13 protein-coding genes and 1 tRNA gene are annotated in these 15,420 nt (G+C 71.6%); 5 read left to right on the plus strand and 9 right to left on the minus strand.

Features of this window, described 5'->3' with window-relative positions; all coding sequences use genetic code 11:
• Positions 1-45: 45 nt before the first annotated feature.
• From DA085_RS12795 to mscL, 3 genes are all read left to right on the plus strand, one after another.
• Positions 46-426, plus strand: coding sequence for an FmdB family zinc ribbon protein (locus tag DA085_RS12795; protein WP_109473374.1), 381 nt, complete (start codon positions 46-48; stop codon positions 424-426).
• A gap of 21 nt (positions 427-447) precedes the next feature.
• On the plus strand, positions 448-1,083 hold the full coding sequence (locus DA085_RS12800) for an SAF domain-containing protein (RefSeq protein WP_109473375.1): 636 nt from the start codon (positions 448-450) through the stop codon (positions 1,081-1,083).
• 260 nt (positions 1,084-1,343) lie between these two features.
• Positions 1,344-1,736, plus strand: a complete 393-nt coding sequence (gene mscL / locus DA085_RS12805; RefSeq protein ID WP_109473376.1) for a large conductance mechanosensitive channel protein MscL — start codon at positions 1,344-1,346, stop codon at positions 1,734-1,736.
• 106 nt (positions 1,737-1,842) lie between these two features.
• Here mscL and DA085_RS12810 read toward each other — a convergent pair whose 3' ends face one another.
• The 3 genes from DA085_RS12810 to DA085_RS20980 all read right to left on the minus strand — a co-directional run bounded on the left by DA085_RS12810 (position 1,843) and on the right by DA085_RS20980 (position 6,025).
• On the minus strand, positions 1,843-2,046 hold the full coding sequence (locus DA085_RS12810) for a hypothetical protein (protein ID WP_109473377.1): 204 nt from the start codon (positions 2,044-2,046) through the stop codon (positions 1,843-1,845).
• The gene (locus DA085_RS12815; protein ID WP_109473378.1) at positions 2,043-5,816 is read right to left on the minus strand and encodes a DUF4011 domain-containing protein; all 3,774 of its coding nucleotides are present in this window, start codon (positions 5,814-5,816) and stop codon (positions 2,043-2,045) included. Before DA085_RS12815 ends, DA085_RS12810 begins: the two co-directional genes overlap by 4 nt.
• A 68-nt stretch (positions 5,817-5,884) precedes the next feature.
• Positions 5,885-6,025 carry a hypothetical protein gene (locus DA085_RS20980; RefSeq protein WP_154402194.1) on the minus strand — a complete coding sequence of 47 codons (141 nt, stop codon included), beginning with the start codon at positions 6,023-6,025 and terminating at the stop codon, positions 5,885-5,887.
• A gap of 106 nt (positions 6,026-6,131) precedes the next feature.
• Between DA085_RS20980 and DA085_RS12820 the strand changes: the two genes are divergently transcribed.
• Positions 6,132-6,204: transfer RNA gene (locus DA085_RS12820), tRNA-Arg, on the plus strand.
• Positions 6,205-6,298: 94 nt separating this feature from the next.
• Here DA085_RS12820 and DA085_RS22045 read toward each other — a convergent pair.
• The gene (locus DA085_RS22045) at positions 6,299-6,586 is read right to left on the minus strand and encodes a type II toxin-antitoxin system PemK/MazF family toxin (RefSeq protein WP_202619220.1); all 288 of its coding nucleotides are present in this window, start codon (positions 6,584-6,586) and stop codon (positions 6,299-6,301) included.
• A gap of 126 nt (positions 6,587-6,712) precedes the next feature.
• Entirely contained in the window at positions 6,713-7,177 is a 465-nt protein-coding gene (locus DA085_RS12830) for an Hsp20/alpha crystallin family protein (RefSeq protein ID WP_237565483.1), read from the minus strand.
• 264 nt (positions 7,178-7,441) lie between these two features.
• Here DA085_RS12830 and DA085_RS12835 point away from each other — a divergent pair, with 264 nt between their 5' ends.
• The gene (locus DA085_RS12835) at positions 7,442-8,185 is read left to right on the plus strand and encodes an ANTAR domain-containing protein (protein ID WP_109473379.1); all 744 of its coding nucleotides are present in this window, start codon (positions 7,442-7,444) and stop codon (positions 8,183-8,185) included.
• Between the two features lie 74 nt (positions 8,186-8,259).
• Here the strand turns inward: DA085_RS12835 and DA085_RS12840 are convergent, their stop codons facing one another.
• The 4 genes from DA085_RS12840 to DA085_RS12855 form a co-directional block, all read right to left on the minus strand.
• Entirely contained in the window at positions 8,260-10,422 is a 2,163-nt protein-coding gene (locus DA085_RS12840) for a DUF6351 family protein (protein WP_237565484.1), read from the minus strand.
• A 155-nt stretch (positions 10,423-10,577) separates the two neighbouring features.
• The gene (locus tag DA085_RS12845; protein ID WP_109473380.1) at positions 10,578-11,234 is read right to left on the minus strand and encodes an arsenate-mycothiol transferase ArsC; all 657 of its coding nucleotides are present in this window, start codon (positions 11,232-11,234) and stop codon (positions 10,578-10,580) included.
• Positions 11,235-11,320: 86 nt separating this feature from the next.
• The gene (locus DA085_RS21865) at positions 11,321-13,969 is read right to left on the minus strand and encodes an AAA family ATPase (RefSeq protein WP_109473381.1); all 2,649 of its coding nucleotides are present in this window, start codon (positions 13,967-13,969) and stop codon (positions 11,321-11,323) included.
• Complete coding sequence (locus DA085_RS12855; protein WP_109473382.1) at positions 13,966-15,216, minus strand: metallophosphoesterase family protein; 1,251 nt, start codon at positions 15,214-15,216, stop codon at positions 13,966-13,968. The genes DA085_RS21865 and DA085_RS12855 overlap by 4 nt, the downstream gene beginning before the upstream one ends.
• Positions 15,217-15,420: the final 204 nt, after the last annotated feature.

Consider the following 15,420-nt stretch of genomic DNA (forward strand, 5'->3'; position numbering starts at 1 on the left):
CCACCGAATCGGTGCTTCGGCGCAACCCACGTACAATCGTGCACCGTGCCGACCTACTCCTATGCCTGCAAGGAATGCGACAACGCCTTCGACATCCAGCAGGCCTTCAGCGACGACGCCCTGACCGTGTGCGCCGAGTGCGGCGGGACGCTGCGCAAGCGCTACGGATCCGTCGGCGTCGTCTTCAAGGGGTCGGGGTTCTACCGGACCGACTCGCGTAACGGCTCGGTCCCCCCGTCCCCCGCCAAGACAGCCGCCGACTCCGCGTCCGGCGGCTCCTCGACCGGTGGGTCATCGACCGGTTCGTCCTCCAGCGGTTCGTCCTCGAGCGGCGGTTCCGGCGGTGCGGGCTCCTCGTCCTCCACAGGTGGGTCCTCGGGCAGCTCCGCGTCCACAGGCTCCTCGAAGGCAGCAGCCAGCGCCTGACCCGCCGCCTAGCGTGGCCGGGTGTCCAGACCCACACGACTCCTGCTGCGCGGGCGCGATCGTCGCTCGGTGTGGCGACGGGGTGTTGCCCGCAAGACCGCCGCGGCACTGATCCTCGGTGGCGCGGTGTATGCCGCGACCTCGGCCCTCGCGCCCCCGCCACCCGATCCCGGCCCGCTGGTGCTCGTCGCCGGTGCGGATGTGGCCGTCGGGGCGGAGCTGACTCCGGACACGGTGCGCGCCGTGCACGTGCCCGCTGACCTGGTGCCCAGAGGGGCCCTCACCGACGCCGACTCGGCGCACGGCGCGGTGACGACCGCTCCGCTGCGGGCCGGGGAGATCCTCACCGACCTGCGGGTGGCCCCGGACGGCCCCCTCGAGGGGCTGGACCCCGACCTGGTGCTGGCGCACCTGCCCCTGACCCGTCCGGACCTCGCCGGGGTGCTGCGGCCCGGGAGCCGGGTGGACGTCCTGACCACGGTGGACGGGACGGTTCTCGCCGAGGACGTCGTGGTGGTCCGACAGGTGTCGCCGGCGGACAGCGACGGGGCGTTGGGCTTCCTCGTGGCGGTGACCCCCGAGGACGCGAGCAGCCTGGCCGTGGCAGGCGGCCGGGACGTCCCCGGGGCAGGCCTCACGGTCGTCCTGCGCCGCTGAGAGGGGCCCGCCCCACCGTCGTCCTGCGACGTGCGGACGACCCGGCGCTCCCCCAGAACCACGGCGGTCCGCCTCGCCGTCACCGTCCGCTGGAGTCCGCTGCGCGGTTACCCGATCGTCACTTCGGGTTCTCGACATTCGGCTCCACAGAGTGGGATCCGTTGCCTCAGTGCGCTATTGTCTGCTCGCCCTGCGCCAAAGGCGGCTCAGGATTCATTGGCATCACGACACCCGCACTGGGTGGAAGAACCGGAGGAATCATGATTCAGGGATTCAAGGATTTCATCATGCGGGGCAACATCGTCGACCTCGCGGTCGCGGTGGTCATCGGCACGGCGTTCGCCGCGGTCGTTGACGTGGTCGTCTCCAGCCTGATCACGCCGCTGCTCAACGCGATGGGTGGTGCAGAGGCCAGCGGCCTCGGCTTCCACATCATCAGCGGCAACCCGGCGACCTACATGGACTTCGCCGCGATCATCAACGCGCTGATCGTCTTCCTGCTCACCGCCGCGGTGGTCTACTTCGTCATCGTCGTCCCGATGAACAAGGTCAACGAGCGGATGGGCTTCGGCAAGGAGGAGGAGGCCGCTCCCGCCGAGGACGTCGTCCTCCTCACCGAGATCCGCGACCTCCTGGCCCGCGAGAACCGCTGACCACCTCTCGACGGAGCACCACCCTGGCACCACGGAACCGGCCACGGCGTTCATCCGAACGCCGTGGCCGGTTCTCTGTGTGGTGCCCGGCCGGTCGGGCAGCCGGCTAACCCCAGTGGGGCGGACGCTGGGCGCGCCACCAGTCATCGCTCCCCACCTCCTGCGCACCGTCAGCGACGGCATGGTCGCCCTCGTCGAGATCGTGGCGGGGCTCGGTGAAGTCCGGGGAGTCCTCGGGTCGCGCGTTGGTGGCCGGGGCCACCACCCTGCGGTGCCGACGCCGGCGCTGGGGAGCCTCGTCCTCGGTCATCGCCGCCGGTTCGCGGACGCGCGACGGGCCACGTCAACGATCCGCGCGACCTCCCGCGCCGGATCGCGGAACACATCGGTCGTCCACACCTGCACCGGCGTCCAGCCCAGTCGTTGCAGGTGCAGGGACCGGGTGCGGAGACGGTCCGGGTCCAGTCCGCCTGCCTCCGGCCGTGCGTCGCTGTCGATCGCCAGGAGCGGCCGACCCGGATCATCAGGGTCGTCGACGGCGAGCTCGATCCGGTGGGGGCCTCTGCCGAACCCTGGCCGCACCGTCAGGTGCTCGGCACGGAGGCGGGCCGCCAGGTCCGCCACCAGGGCCGCACCGGCTGGGTCCGCCGGGCTCTGGTCGCCGGGAGCCTCCGGGTCGGCAGCGGCCCGGGTCATGGTCTCCCGCAGCAGATCGGCGCCGGGCGAGCCGGTGAGCTCTGCCGGGGGCCGGTCGAGCAGCACGACAACGGACCGCCGGGCGGTGCTGAGCGCGGTCGCTGCCCACGCCTCGGACAGGTCCGTCCGGCCGGTGAGCACGAGCACGACGCGGTCGCGCACATCACCGGCGGCGCGCTCGACGGTGCCGACGAGGAAGGGCTCCGCGACGTCCTCGCGGAAGGAACCGATGAGGTCCGCCTCCTGCGCGACGCGCGCCCACAGCTCCTCCTCGATCTGGGCGACCACCTCGACGTCGTCCACGAGGACCCCCAACGAGTGCCGGGGACTGCGCCGGGCGTGATCCAGCACGGTGTCGACGACCCGGCCGACAAGCTCCTCACGCTCCGGGACCTCGACGACCGCGATCCGGGACTGGCGCAGGACACCCGGGAAGCCCTCGACGCGGGAGCCGCGGCGACGTGGCACCATGCGCTGGTCCAGCGCCCGGTAGTGGGTGTCCAGGCTCCGGACCGGCAGCACGCGCACGGCGGCGGCGTGCACCGTCTCCCCGCGTTGGTCCCGCTCGGCCTGCTGCTCGTCAACGACCCCGACAAACGGCAGGCCGGGCAGGCCCCCGGAGTCGCCCACGACCAGCACGCTGGCTGCCCGGGCGAGGGAGGGCACCGCGTGCGCGAGCGGGATGCGGTGGCTCTCGTCGAGGACGACGAGGTCGAGCTCGGTGTCGCTCGGGATCGTGGCCGGAACGGTGAGCGGACTGGCCAGCCAACAGGGTCGCAGGGCACGCACGAGATCAGGTGCCGCGCTGATCAGGTCGAGCAGCAACAGCGGTGGACCGGCATCGACGATGCTCCGCAGGGCGTCGGCCTGCTCGGGGTGCTCAACGAGGACCGCATCGACGCGCTCCCGCGCCGCGGCGAGCACCCTCCTCCGAGCCGTGTCCGCGCGCGCCCGCTCCCGGGTGTCCAGGTCGACCAGCGCCTTGCGCAGCTCGGCACTGGTCGCGTGCGACGCCTCGGCGGTCAGCCGGTCGTGCACGGAGGCCCAGAAGACGAGGTCGGCCTCGGCCTCGACGTGCTCGGCCTGCACTCCGCGCCGTGCCAGGTCGTCGACCAGTCGGCCCAACCCGCGGTCGCGCAGTGGCTGGAGGTCCGCATGGACCGCGGCCACGACCGGCAGCCGGTCGGTGTGGGCGTCCAGGCGCACCAGGCGTTCCAGCAGGAGGTCGAGGTGGGTGGTCTCCAGATCCCGCCCGTGCGCCGTGCCGGCCAGCGCTCCTGCGAGCCACTCGAGGTCACGGTGGATCGCCGCATACTCGTCGGCAGCCTCCTCCCAGCCGCGCGGAGTGCTCGGACGGGCCGCACGTCCGGCCAGGGACTCCCACTCGGTCCGTTCGGCGCGGGCGTGCGCCAGGCGCTCGGCGAGGTCCGGCGGCGGCGTTCCTGGACGCAGGAGGGCCCGTGCCTGACGGCGCAGCCTGCTCCTCGTCATCGCCGGCAGCTTGTCGCCACTGCCTCGGGGATGCTTGGTGGTGCCCCGCACGAGGTCATCGAGGGGTGCCTCGTAGACCTCGGGCGTGAAGACATCCAGGGTGTCCCGGACCCTGCGCAGCAGGTCGAAGGTGCTCGTCCACTGCTGGAGGTTGGTGGGGGCCGGCAGACCCGCGGACCGGGCGAGGGCGACGAGGTCCTCGCGGGCCTGGGTGAACCGCCCACTGACCAGGTCGTTGACGATGGCTGCCGCTCGCTCGGCCTCGGGCTCGGTGCTGATCTGCGCACCGAACCACGGGTCCTCACCCCGCCGCTTCCAGGCTCCCGCGGCCACGGCACGGGTGAGGGCGGCCCGGACCTCGTCCATGCCCTCGCGGGTCAGCCCGGCGAGCACGTCCGGCTCGAGCCGCACGTGCGACGCCGGCGGCTGGGGCAGAGCGGCGAGGCGGGTCAGCACGTCCTGGGTCTCGGCGAGGGAGACCCCCCAGGGCTCGTGCCGACCGTGCAGGTGCTCCTCGTGCGCCCGGAGCACCTCGACCGGGTCGCCCTCGGCGGTTGCGGGGTGGTCGTCGGCAACGCTTCCCTCAGCAGCCGGTTCCGTGGAGCTGGCCGCGGCCTGGTGCCTGTCCAGGGCGTCGACGAGCTCTGCCCCGGCGCGGCGGGCCGCGGCAGGAGTCTCCCTGACCTCGAGCACCAGCTCTCCCAGCCCGATGCCGCGCAGCCGTTCGTGCACATCCTCGAGCGCCCGGCGGTGCTCCGCCGCGACCAGCACCGAGCCTCCGCGGGCGACGGCGTCCGCCACCGCGTTGACGATGGTCTGGGTGCGTCCGGTGCCCGGCTCGGCGTCCAGCACGACCGACCTGCCACGAGCCAGCAGGTCGAGGACCGCGCGCTGCGGGCGGTCGGCCTCCAGGACCGTCGTGGCGTGGCCCGCCGGTGGCGGCAGTTCCTCGGCAGCATCGACTTCCCCCGCCGGTGGCGACTGTTCCTCGGCACCGTCGGCCTCACCCGCCGGTGTCGACTCCTCCTGGGCAGCATCGACTTCCCCCGCTGGTGGCGGCTGTTCCTCGGCAGCATCGACTTCCCCCGCCGGTGGCGACGGCTCCCCCGGAGCGTGGGCCTCCTCGGCGTCTGGGTAACTCGCGGCCATTGCCACCAGCAACGGGTGGCGGGTGAGCGCGTCGGCCGACCCCGACAGCTCCGCGATCAGGGGAAGCTTGGCCAGCGGATAGGTGCTGAGCACCAGCTGCGGACCGATGCCGAACTCTGGCACGCCGGCGCAGATCGCCTCGAGCCGGTCGTAGGTGGGACGCGGGTCGAAGCCATGCCGTCCGTTGCTGGCCCGCGCCAGCTCGTGACCGTCCAGCTCCAGCCCTCGTTCCGCACGCAGGTAGTGCTCGAGAGCCGGGTTGAGCACGACGTCGGAGTCCAGGCGCAGGACGAAGTCGCGGCGCGAGGCGTCCGTCGGACGGATCCGGGCGCCACGCAGCAGCACTGGTGCACGCGGAGGGATGGGAGCACGGGGCAACTGCCAGGACGCCATGCCGACGGCAAGGAACAGGGTGCTCATGCCGTACTCGCGCTGCAGCTCGACCCCCTTGGCCCGGATGGCCGACACCCGCCGGCGCGCCTCGGCCAGAGCGACGGACTCGCGCACCAGCTCGGACAGCAGGGTGTTGTGCCCCGCCAGCAGCTTGGCGACCCCGCCCGGGTGGGCCACCGTCAGGTCGATCGTGCCGGTGGGCAGCTCCCGGTGCCACATGAGGCTGTTGCGGCCGCCGAGGTCCACGAGCTCTGCCCGCCAGCGGTCCTGTGCCGACTCCATGGCAGCGCGGTGCCTGCGGTCCGGGGTCGCGTCGACGCTGGGTCCCGGGACGTCGACAGGTTGGTTCACCGTGCCAGGTTAACCAGTGTCGATGAGCGAACCGGACAGACACGGACCCGGCCGGGCTCGGCGAGTGATCAGCATTCGGCGAGGGCGTCCGCCGCGATGGTCTCGATCCGGTCGTCGAGCTGATGACCACCTGTGGAGTATTCGTGGAGCTGGGCGGCGATTGTCGCCCATGCCTCGAACACGGTGCCGTGCGGGAAGAGGAGCCGCATACCCTCAGGGTAGGAGTTGCGCGCGGCATCGCGGTAGGCTCGCCCCCGGCGATCAGGCCAGCAGCAGGGTCACACGGGGCCCTGCGCCGGGGTTCTCGCCGTCCCCGCCCTCGTAGCTCAGGGGATAGAGCACCGCTCTCCTAAAGCGGGTGTCGCAGGTTCGAATCCTGCCGGGGGCACGTTGTATCCGTGCAGGTCAGATGCTGGATGTCGGTGGAGCAGCCCTCTCCGCACCTACCTGGCCGGTCCCAGGAGCGCCATGGAGGGCGTGCGTTATCGATTGTCAACCATGACGTGGCTCTGGTGCCGCAGACCGGTGACCTCATCCGCCCCAGCTCGAACCCGGAGCAGCGGAGCGTCAACCACCGCGCTCGTCAACGGTGCGACCGTCACCGACGCCGTGCCCTCGAAAAGGTCGTCCTGCAGGATCAGCGCCGGCCATGGCTTGGAGGCATAGACACCCCCGGCGACTGTCCACAGCTCGCGGCCGTAACGAGCATGAAGACTGAAGGCGATCGGAAAGCAACGACACCCCCTCCGCTCCCCGCGACCTCCGGGCAATCAGCGGAACGGTCGCGCAGCCTTGGTCGCTGTCGGAGCGGCCGCCGGGTAGAGGCCGAAGGCCCCCGACCTCGCCAGGTCGGGGGCCTTGCGGTCGCCCTGCCCGGGCAGGGCCGGACTAGTAGGTCAGGCGGCGCCGGTGGTCTGCTCGACCTCCTGGTCACCGGCCCCGGCGGTCAGCGTGCGCTGCCCGCCGTGGGCGACCTCGATCTTGCGCGGCTTGGCCTCCTCCGCGACAGGGATCACCAGCTGCAGCACGCCGTCGGCGTAGCTGGCGTCGATCCTGTCCGTGGCCAGCCCACGACCCAGCGTGAGCTGGCGCGCGAACGTGCCCGTCGGGCGCTCGCGGGTCAGCCACTGGCCGGCCTCGGTGTTCCGTGGCGCGCGCTCGGCGCGGATGGTCAGGCTGCGGTCGTCGACGTCGATGTCGATGGTGCTCGGGTCGACGCCCGGCAGATCGACCTCCACGACGAAGCGGTCACCCTCGCGGTACAGGTCCATCGGCATACCCGGGCCGGCCTGACCGCGGGTCACCGAACCGAGGACACGGTCGATCTCACGGAACGGGTCAAACGTGCTGAAGGTGTTCACGGTTCCTCCTCTGTGGTCCAGTAGCCACCCCGTGTGGCTACCTTGAGTCTAGAAGAGTCAACTTTATTGACACAAGTCGCATTCCCACCCCGATGTCAGAGCCCTCGCGCTCCACCCGCCTGGTGGTCGCCGATCCGAGTACGATGAGTGAGAGCCGAGCTGATCCACAGCCTGGTCAGATGTGTGCACCTGTCTCCGTCGCCACGTGTCCTTCCGAACGTCTCGTCGAGGTTGTCCACCTGCACTACTCCGTTCGGACCAGTCATGGAAAACGCCGCACGCATCGCAGAGGGACTCGCCCTCGCTGCCCGGGAGATCAACGCCAGCCACGACCTCGAGGCCACTCTCGACAGCATCGTCCACACGGCTGTCGGCGCCCTGCCAGGCATGGATCACGCCGGCATCTCGGTCGCACACCGCAACGGCAAGGTGGAGACCAGGGCCGGCACGGGGCAGCTCGTCTGGGAGCTGGATGCCCTGCAGTACGCCCTCCGCGAGGGGCCCTGCGCCCACGCGATCGATATCGAACCGGTGACCGTGGCGAACAAGCTGCGCCACGACCAGCGCTGGCCGAACTATGTGCCACGCGCGGTGCGGATGGGCGTCCGGGCGCAGATCGGCCTGCGGCTCTACGTCGAGGAGAAGACGCTGGGTGGCCTCAACCTCTACTCCGTCGAGGCCGACACCATCGATCCGGATGAGGTGCACACGGCCGAGCTCTTCGCCTCCCACGCCGCTCTCGCTCTCGGTCGGGCCCGCCGGGAGAGTGAGCTGAGCGAGGCCATCGGCACCCGCAAGGTGATCGGGCAGGCCATCGGCATGGTGATGGAGCGCTACGAGATCGATGAGGACCGCGCCTTCCAGTTCCTCGTCCGTGTCTCCACGACCAGCAACGTCAAGCTCCGCGATATCGCTCAGGAGATCATCGACACCGCCAACACGAACTACGCACGCCGCGCCCACGTGCGGTCAACCGCGGGCGCCTCGGGCCTCGACAGGATCCGGTAGGTCACTGCCTGCGGACGCGTGATGTCCCGCGACACCACCCTGAGGTGTCGCGGGACATCACGGTGTGGGCCGGGTCAGAAGCGCAACCAGGTCCCGATCAGACCCTGCTGCTCGACACCGGGGACGGTGTAGTCGCACACACCCTCGTCGAAGACCTCCAGCAGGCGGCCCCACTGGGTGTCACTCATGGCCGGGTAGTCCTCCCGGACCGGCGCGGTCGTCTGGCACTTGATGACGTCAGCGCGCACGCTCTCACCGGCCACCTCCCGCGGGAAGCTCGCGGAGGGGTAGAGCTGCTCGCACTCCGTCGACGGGTCACGGTCGAGCGTCATCGGCAGGAACTCGGGCGCGGCGTCCCGGGTCATGCAGCCCTCGACGAGAGCCTCCGGCCGGGCCGCGCCGATGTCGTCCAGCGAGGGCAGCTCGTCATCGGTCACGCCGATCTCGGTCAGCCAGGCATCCATCTGGGTGATGGCGTGCCGCAGCAACGGACTGTTGGTGCTGAACCCGCCGTACCGACTGTTCTCGAGGAGGCTGACGTGGTTGACGGCGCTGCCGTTGGCCGCGATCAGCCGCTCCCGCATCGAGTTGGTGTGGTAGCGGACGTGGATGTCACCGTTGCGGGCGTCGTCGGTGTACGCGCGGTAGTCGATGATCGGCGTGCTCGCCAGGCCCCCACCGCCGTTGGTGAGACGCCCCGTCTGGTAGGCCGCCTCGACTGCCGGCAGGTCGGCCACCGACCGCTCGGCCCGGTACTGGCCGTCATGGTCGTAACCGCCGACGGCCGCGTTCAGGTCGAGGAACTGGTCGACGGTGATCGTCCCGTCCTGCAGTGCCTTGAGCCCGTACTGGATCCCGACGTTGTCGAGCGGACGGAGCGCGAAGCCGGTCTCGGGGTCCGCGCCGTAGGCGTTGATCGTGTGGTCATAGACGTCACAGCGCGCACCGTCCGGGTTGGTGTCCGGGTGGTAGCGCAGGGCGACGGGAAGCTCGCCCGGACAGAAGGCCGACGGGTCGATCCGACGGGCACCGTTGGCGACGTTCGGCATCGTGGCGAGGGTCTGGAAGCCGGTCACCTGCCGCTTCTGCTCGTCGGTCCACTCCACCTGGGCACTGTCGTTGAAGTAGTGGTTCAGCAGGCGGGCGTCGGTGATGAAGTCGACCGTGCCGAACCCGACCTCCGGGAAGGAGCAGCCCACGACGATGCCGTCGAAGATCCCGGGGTAGTTGTCCGCGGTCTGGTGCGCCTGGTAGCTGCCGCCGGAGCAGCCGAAGCCGATCGTGAACTGGTCCCGGCCGTAGACCTCGATGAACTCCTCCTTGGTCATCGCCGCGGTCTCGGAGGCCAGCAGGTCGTTGCAGTTGTTGCCGAAGACGTTGAGCGAGGACGAGACGACGGCGTAGCCCTCGCGCAGCATGAAGCGGTCCGTGACGCCGCCCGTGCCGGCACCCTGCCGGTACCACCCGTTCGTGCAGCCACCGCCGAGGGTGTAGATGACCTTGCCGTTCCACCCTGCGGGCCGGTCGACCGGCGTGGGCTCGGGCTCCGCGAGGGGGTCGTGCAGGACGGAGTGCTCGTAGATGCCGCGGTTGGCCGTGCCGGTCTCGATCCGCACGATCATCGGCACGTCGGCGCCCTCGGAGGTGGTCGTCCGGGCGAGGTTCTCCGGGTATGCCGTGGCGCCCGCCGGCCACACCGCCCACCCGCCGCCGGTGGTCAGGTAGATGTAGTCGACCCGGTTGTCGATGCCGCAGTGCTCATCGACCGGCGCACCGAGCGTCTGGTTGACGACCGGCACACGGAACTGGTGGGTCTGACAGATGAACGGGTCCTCGTGCGGACCGGAGAGGAGCGGCCCCTCGTCGGGGTGGTTGGTCACCTCGATGCTGGCGCCGGTGCGTCCGTCGCCGGGGCCCTTCGCCTCGATCGTGTGCTCCCCGTCGGTCATCCCGTCCACGAGACCGACCAGGACGCGACGCTCCGCGTCCCAGGAGAAGGCGTCGGTCGTGTCCGCGCCATCAAGGGTGACCCGCACCTCATGAGGCGGGACGGTCCGCGGGACGGTGACCTCGACGAGAGTGTCACCACCGGTGACCATGTCGGGGGCGCTGGACACGGTCTCGACCACCAGCCCCGCCGATGGCGGCGCCCCTGAGGCGACGCCCCCCAGCGCGAGGACACCGCCCGTTCCCGTCACCAGTGCCAGCACGGCGGCTGCCACAACACCTCTGCTCATCTGGACCTCCATTGGTCTCTCCTCCCCCGAGGTGGACGAGGCCGAACCTATGGGCAGCGCTGAGCTACTGCGGCGTACTTGGCCAAACCCGAACGAACAATTTCATCCGGACAGGGGGACGCTCCGCATCGTGGAACGCCAGGGTGACGCTCCGCTCAGGAGGCGGTGGCGAGGCGCCGCTGGGCGATCGGGACCTCGAGCTCGCCGAGGAGCTCCCGCACCCGGGCCTCGAGCTCGTCCGCGATCCGTCGCGCGGTGGAGAGGTCCTGGGCGTAGGGGTCGTCGATGTCCCAGTGCACGGTGCGGCGACCGAGCAGCGGTGCGCCCGGGCAGCCGATGAGCACCAGCACGTCAGCGGCGTCCAGCACGTCCTCCTGGACCTCCGAGGGAAGCGGGTGACGGAGCTCGATGCCCCGCTCGGCCAGCACCTCCGAGGCGTGCGGGTTGAGGCGCCCGGTCGGGTGCAGCCCCGCGGACCTGGCCAGGACGTGGCGGTCCGACAGGTGCTCGGCCAGGGCCGCGGCGACCTGGGACCGCCCCTCGTTGCGCTCACACACGAACAGGACCTTGGGTCGCGGCGACAGGCTCCTGCCCTCCGCGCGGGCCAGGGAGGCCAGCTCGTCCCGGACAGCGTGCTCGACCAGCGCCGGGATGAACTCTGCATGCTTGCCCGCCCGCTCCAGCGCGGACCGGGTCCGTGCGACGACCGCCGCGATCTCCTCCGGCTGGAAGCCACCCTCCGCGTAGCGCTCGGTCAGGTCCGTGAGCACACGGGCCATCGCGCGCTCGTAGGTCGTGCTGTGCAGCTCCATCACTGGCTCCCTAGGTAAACATCGGATGAACACCTAGTGTACGCCGGGGGTCATTCAGGTGCCAGCAAGAAACGTGGGGCGGCGCGTCAGGCCGTGAGCTCGATGGTCGTCGCTCCCGGAATGCCGCGGTAGCGCTCCGGGGTGCACGTGAGCAGGACGACCTGGGTCCGCTCACCCGGCCCCGCGAAGACGCTGCCGACCCGGTCGAGCCGCTCCGGGTCGGTGTAGCCCAGGGCGTCGTCGATCACCACGGGCACGCCTGCTCCCTCCTCGACCAGCCCCGCGACCGCCAGCCGGGACAGGATGCCGAGCTGCTCCCGGGCGCCACCGGAGAGCTGGTCGAACGGGACGCAGGTGCCCTCCAGGGTGCGACTGGTGATCGTCAGGTCCTCGGCGACCTCGACGTCGAAGGACGGTCCGTAGACCTGCTGACCCAGGCGGCGGATCTCCTGCTGGTAGGGGCGGACGTAGGCACGGTGGGCGGCGTCGCGGTGGCGCCCCAACGTCTCACGGAGCTGTCGTGCCGCACGCGCCCGTCGGTGCACGGTGTCGAGCTCCTGCCTCAGCCGGACGAACTCGGCCACGGCCAGGTCGTAGGTCTCCTGGCGCCCCTCGCCACTGACCATCTCGACCTGTCCCTGCACCTGTGCCAGAGCGTGCCGGACCCGCGAGAGCTCGGCCTCGTGCTCGACCCTCTCCCGGTCGGCGTCGGCGAGCCGCGCACGGACTCCGTCGACGTCGGCCTCCTCCAGCTCCCTGCCGGTCACGGACGCACGGGCCTCCACCTGGGCGTAGGCGACCCCGGCGGCCCGGACCGCCTCCTGCAGCGCCTCGTCGGAGGCCTCCTGGCGGCCCTCGGCCAGACGCTCGCGATCCCGCTGGAGCCGCTCGGTCAGTGTCTCGTTGACCCCCAGCGACTTCTGGATCTGCAGCTCCAGCTGAGCGCACCGCTGCTCGTGGCGACGGAGCGCCGACTCAGCGAGCTCGACCTGCTCGTCGGCCGTGCGGCGTGCTGCGACGGCGGCACGAGCCACGGCCCGGGCGGTCGCAGCGTCCGGTGGCAGGGCGTGGTCCACGGGCCGGCTGGCGCCCGGTCCGTCCGTCCGCTCGCGCAGCTGCTGGAGCTCCGCGGTCAGCTCCTCCTCGCTGCGCCCCTCCAAGAGGTCGGTGATCCGCTCGGTGACGTGCCGGATCCGCGCTGCGGTCGCACTCCGGCGCTCGGCGGCACCGCGTGCGTCCGCGAGGTCACTCACGCCACTCTGCTCGAGCAGGTCGGCGAGGTGTGCCTCGGCGTGCGCCAGGTCGGTCGCGAGCTGGGCGGAGCCCTGCTCGGGTCGCACCGTGACGCGCAGCTCTCCCGGCAGCTCGAGCTCCAGGCCCCCGCGCACCGGCAGGTCCGATCCGTCCACACCGTCCACCGTGAGGGACTCACCGTTGATGACCACCGTGCGCGGCTGTCCGAGCGCCACCAGGGCCACCCGGGGGCTGCTCGCCTCGAGCTGTGCCCGGAACCGCACGAGGGAGCGCTCGGCGGACTCCAGGGAGCGGACGGTCGAGCTGTCCACCTCCGGGCACTCGGTGAGCTCGGCGCGGGCCGTGGCCTCCTCGGCGCGCAGCCGGGTGAGCCGCTCGAGCACGGCGCACAGCCGTGCCACCCGCTCGGCCGTGTCGATCTCCTCGACGTCGGCGGCCGCCAGGTCGGCGACCTCGGACGCCCGGTCGCGCGCTGCCCTGGCCGTGTCGCGGGCCGCGACGAGACCGGTCGTGGCCTCCTGCGCCGCCGCGAGCCCCACCCGATGCTCTCCGACGGACTCGGCCGCCTGGTCCAGCCGCTCCTGCGCGTCGGCCAGGTCCTGGACCGCCCTCTCCCGGCGAGCGAGCGCCTCCCGCGCCTGCACGGAGTCCCTCCGGGCGCGGGCCAGGGCGGCTGTGGACTCCTCGTGGGCCCGGACGACCCTGGTGACCTCGGCATCGTGCGCCCGGGCCCGGTCGAGGGCCTCCGCGACTGCCGCGTCCCGCGCCGTCAGCGCGGCCATCTCGTCACGCAGCCGGTCGTGGTGCTGCACGAGCTCCTGGGTCTCCATGAGCGCCTGGTGGGCGTGCACCGCCTCGTCCCGGGCAGCCGACGCCGCTGCGGCCGCGGTCTTGAGCTCGCCACCGACCCGGCCGGTCCGGGTGTAGTAGCGCAGGAACTCCTCCTCCACCCGCTCCAGGAGGGGCGCCCCGTCGGCCGAGTGCAGGTCGACCCCGCTGGCACCGTCCAGGGCCTCGGTGAGGACGGCACTGTCGGTCAGCGCCACCTGCCCCATCTCGCCGGCCTGGGTGAACCGCAGGGCGTCCCACAGCGGCCGGTCGAGCGACTCGGCGAGGATGCCGTCGAGGCGCTGCTGGGCCGCCTCACCGGTGTGCTGCTCGTGCACCGGCGAGAGGATCTCCAGCTCGGTCGAGGTGCCGCGCAGCCACTGCTTGGCAAAGCGCAGCCGGTGCCGGCCCACGCTGAACTCCGCCTCCACCCGGGGGCCGGCGTCCCGGCCGAGCGGCTTCAGCGCCTTGACGGCCCGGGACTGCGAGGTGGCCTTGGCGCGCGGGTCCAGGAGCAGGTCGAACGCCTCGAGGAGGGTGGTCTTGCCGACCTCGTTGGGCCCCTCGATGACGACGACACCCGTGTCCGGGAAGGTGACGGTGCGGTCGTGCACGCCCTTGACGTCCTGCAGGTGCAGCCGGTGCAGCCTCATCGGGCGACCTCCCGGGAGAAGCGGTAGAGCAGGGTCAGGGCGTCGGTGGCGCTCTCGTGGTCGGGTCCGGCCTCCGGTGTGAAGTCCCACGCCAGGGGGTCGACGTCGCCCGGCTCAGGACCCTCCGCAACGACTGGCTCCGCGACAGGCAGCGGGGTGCCGGCCAGGTCGCGCATCTCCTCGGCCGCCGCCCCCAGGAAGCCCCCGAGCCGGAGGTCGCCGAACCCGGTGGCCTCTGTGCTGACCCGCAGGTCCGTGTGCCGATCCCAGAGGTAGAGGGCCGCGAACACCTCTCCCTGCTCCTCCAGCAGGTCGGACAGCTCCGCGTGCTCGGCGACGCCCAGCACACCCCGCAGGGCCAGGCGCACGACCGTGCGGTCCTTGTCCGGGAGGGCGGCCAGGTCCCGCGCCAGGGCGGTGACGTCCGCGGCCCCGGTCAGCTCGTGCTGGAGCGTCCGGAACGTCCACGTGCCGACGTGCACGGGAGTCACCACCGGCGGACGCTCGTCGTCGAGCTCGACGACGAGCACGTCCCCGGGCAGTGCCTCCCGGTGGTCGGTCACCTCCGGAGCGCCGGAGTACCACACCGCGCCGCTGGACCCGACGTCCGTCCGTGAGTGGCGGTCGCCGAGCGCGACGTAGTGGAGACACCCTGCGGCCAGCTCCTGCTCCAGCGGCGCGAGGGCGATCGCGGCCCGGTTCGCGCGGTCGGGGTCGAGCACGTCGACGGCACCGTGACCCACCACGATCCGGACCGTGCCGCCCCGGCCGGCTGTCGGCATACGCTCCTCTGCCGCCAGCGCGGCTGTGACGGCCGCGCCGACCAGGTCAGTGTCAGGGTGCTTGCCGGACCACGGCGCAGGGACCAGCTCCACTCCCTCGCGCACCACCACGGGCTCGCTGCCGGTCAGCACGTGGACGTGATCGGGGCAGTCGCGGACGAACTGGGGGCTGCGGTAGATCGTCAACGGGTCCAGCGGGTCGTGGTTGCCGGGCAGCAGATAGACGGGGACCGGGACGGCGGCGAGCGCCTCCAGCGCCCGGCCCACGGTCTGGCGGGAGAGCTGGTTGGTCTCGAAGACGTCCCCGCACACCACGACGAACTCGCACTCCTGCTCGCGGGCGACGGCGCCGAGGCGCCGGATCGCGTCGATCCGCGCGGCCGCAAAACGTGCCTGCGCCTCGCCCTGCAGGAAGTGCCTCGTCATGCCGATCTGCCAGTCGGCCGTGTGCAGGAACCGGACCATGCCTCTCCTCCCGAAGTGATGGCCTCACCGTAGGAGAGACCACCGACAGAGCCGGGCTGGCTCACCGGCCGAGCCCGGATCCGTCCCGGACCCGGTCCTCGGCCACTGTGGAAATGCGCTGGTGCCCCCACCGTCCAGTACCCTTGATGACATGCATAAACAGGCAGAACCCACGGACGAACCCTCGGAGCCCAGTAGTACCGG

Source organism: Ornithinimicrobium cavernae, assembly GCF_003121625.1.
Classification (GTDB): domain Bacteria; phylum Actinomycetota; class Actinomycetes; order Actinomycetales; family Dermatophilaceae; genus Ornithinicoccus; species Ornithinicoccus cavernae.

Coding starts and splice junctions, on each gene's coding strand:
- mscL (WP_109473376.1), top strand. CDS start 1,344: ATGATTCAGGGATTCAAGGATTTCATCATGCGGGGCAACATCGTCGAC.
- DA085_RS12810 (WP_109473377.1), bottom strand. CDS start 2,046: ATGACCGAGGACGAGGCTCCCCAGCGCCGGCGTCGGCACCGCAGGGTG.
- DA085_RS20980 (WP_154402194.1), bottom strand. CDS start 6,025: ATGCGGCTCCTCTTCCCGCACGGCACCGTGTTCGAGGCATGGGCGACA.
- DA085_RS12835 (WP_109473379.1), top strand. CDS start 7,442: ATGGAAAACGCCGCACGCATCGCAGAGGGACTCGCCCTCGCTGCCCGG.
- DA085_RS12840 (WP_237565484.1), bottom strand. CDS start 10,422: ATGAGCAGAGGTGTTGTGGCAGCCGCCGTGCTGGCACTGGTGACGGGA.
- DA085_RS12845 (WP_109473380.1), bottom strand. CDS start 11,234: ATGGAGCTGCACAGCACGACCTACGAGCGCGCGATGGCCCGTGTGCTC.
- DA085_RS21865 (WP_109473381.1), bottom strand. CDS start 13,969: ATGAGGCTGCACCGGCTGCACCTGCAGGACGTCAAGGGCGTGCACGAC.
- DA085_RS12855 (WP_109473382.1), bottom strand. CDS start 15,216: ATGGTCCGGTTCCTGCACACGGCCGACTGGCAGATCGGCATGACGAGG.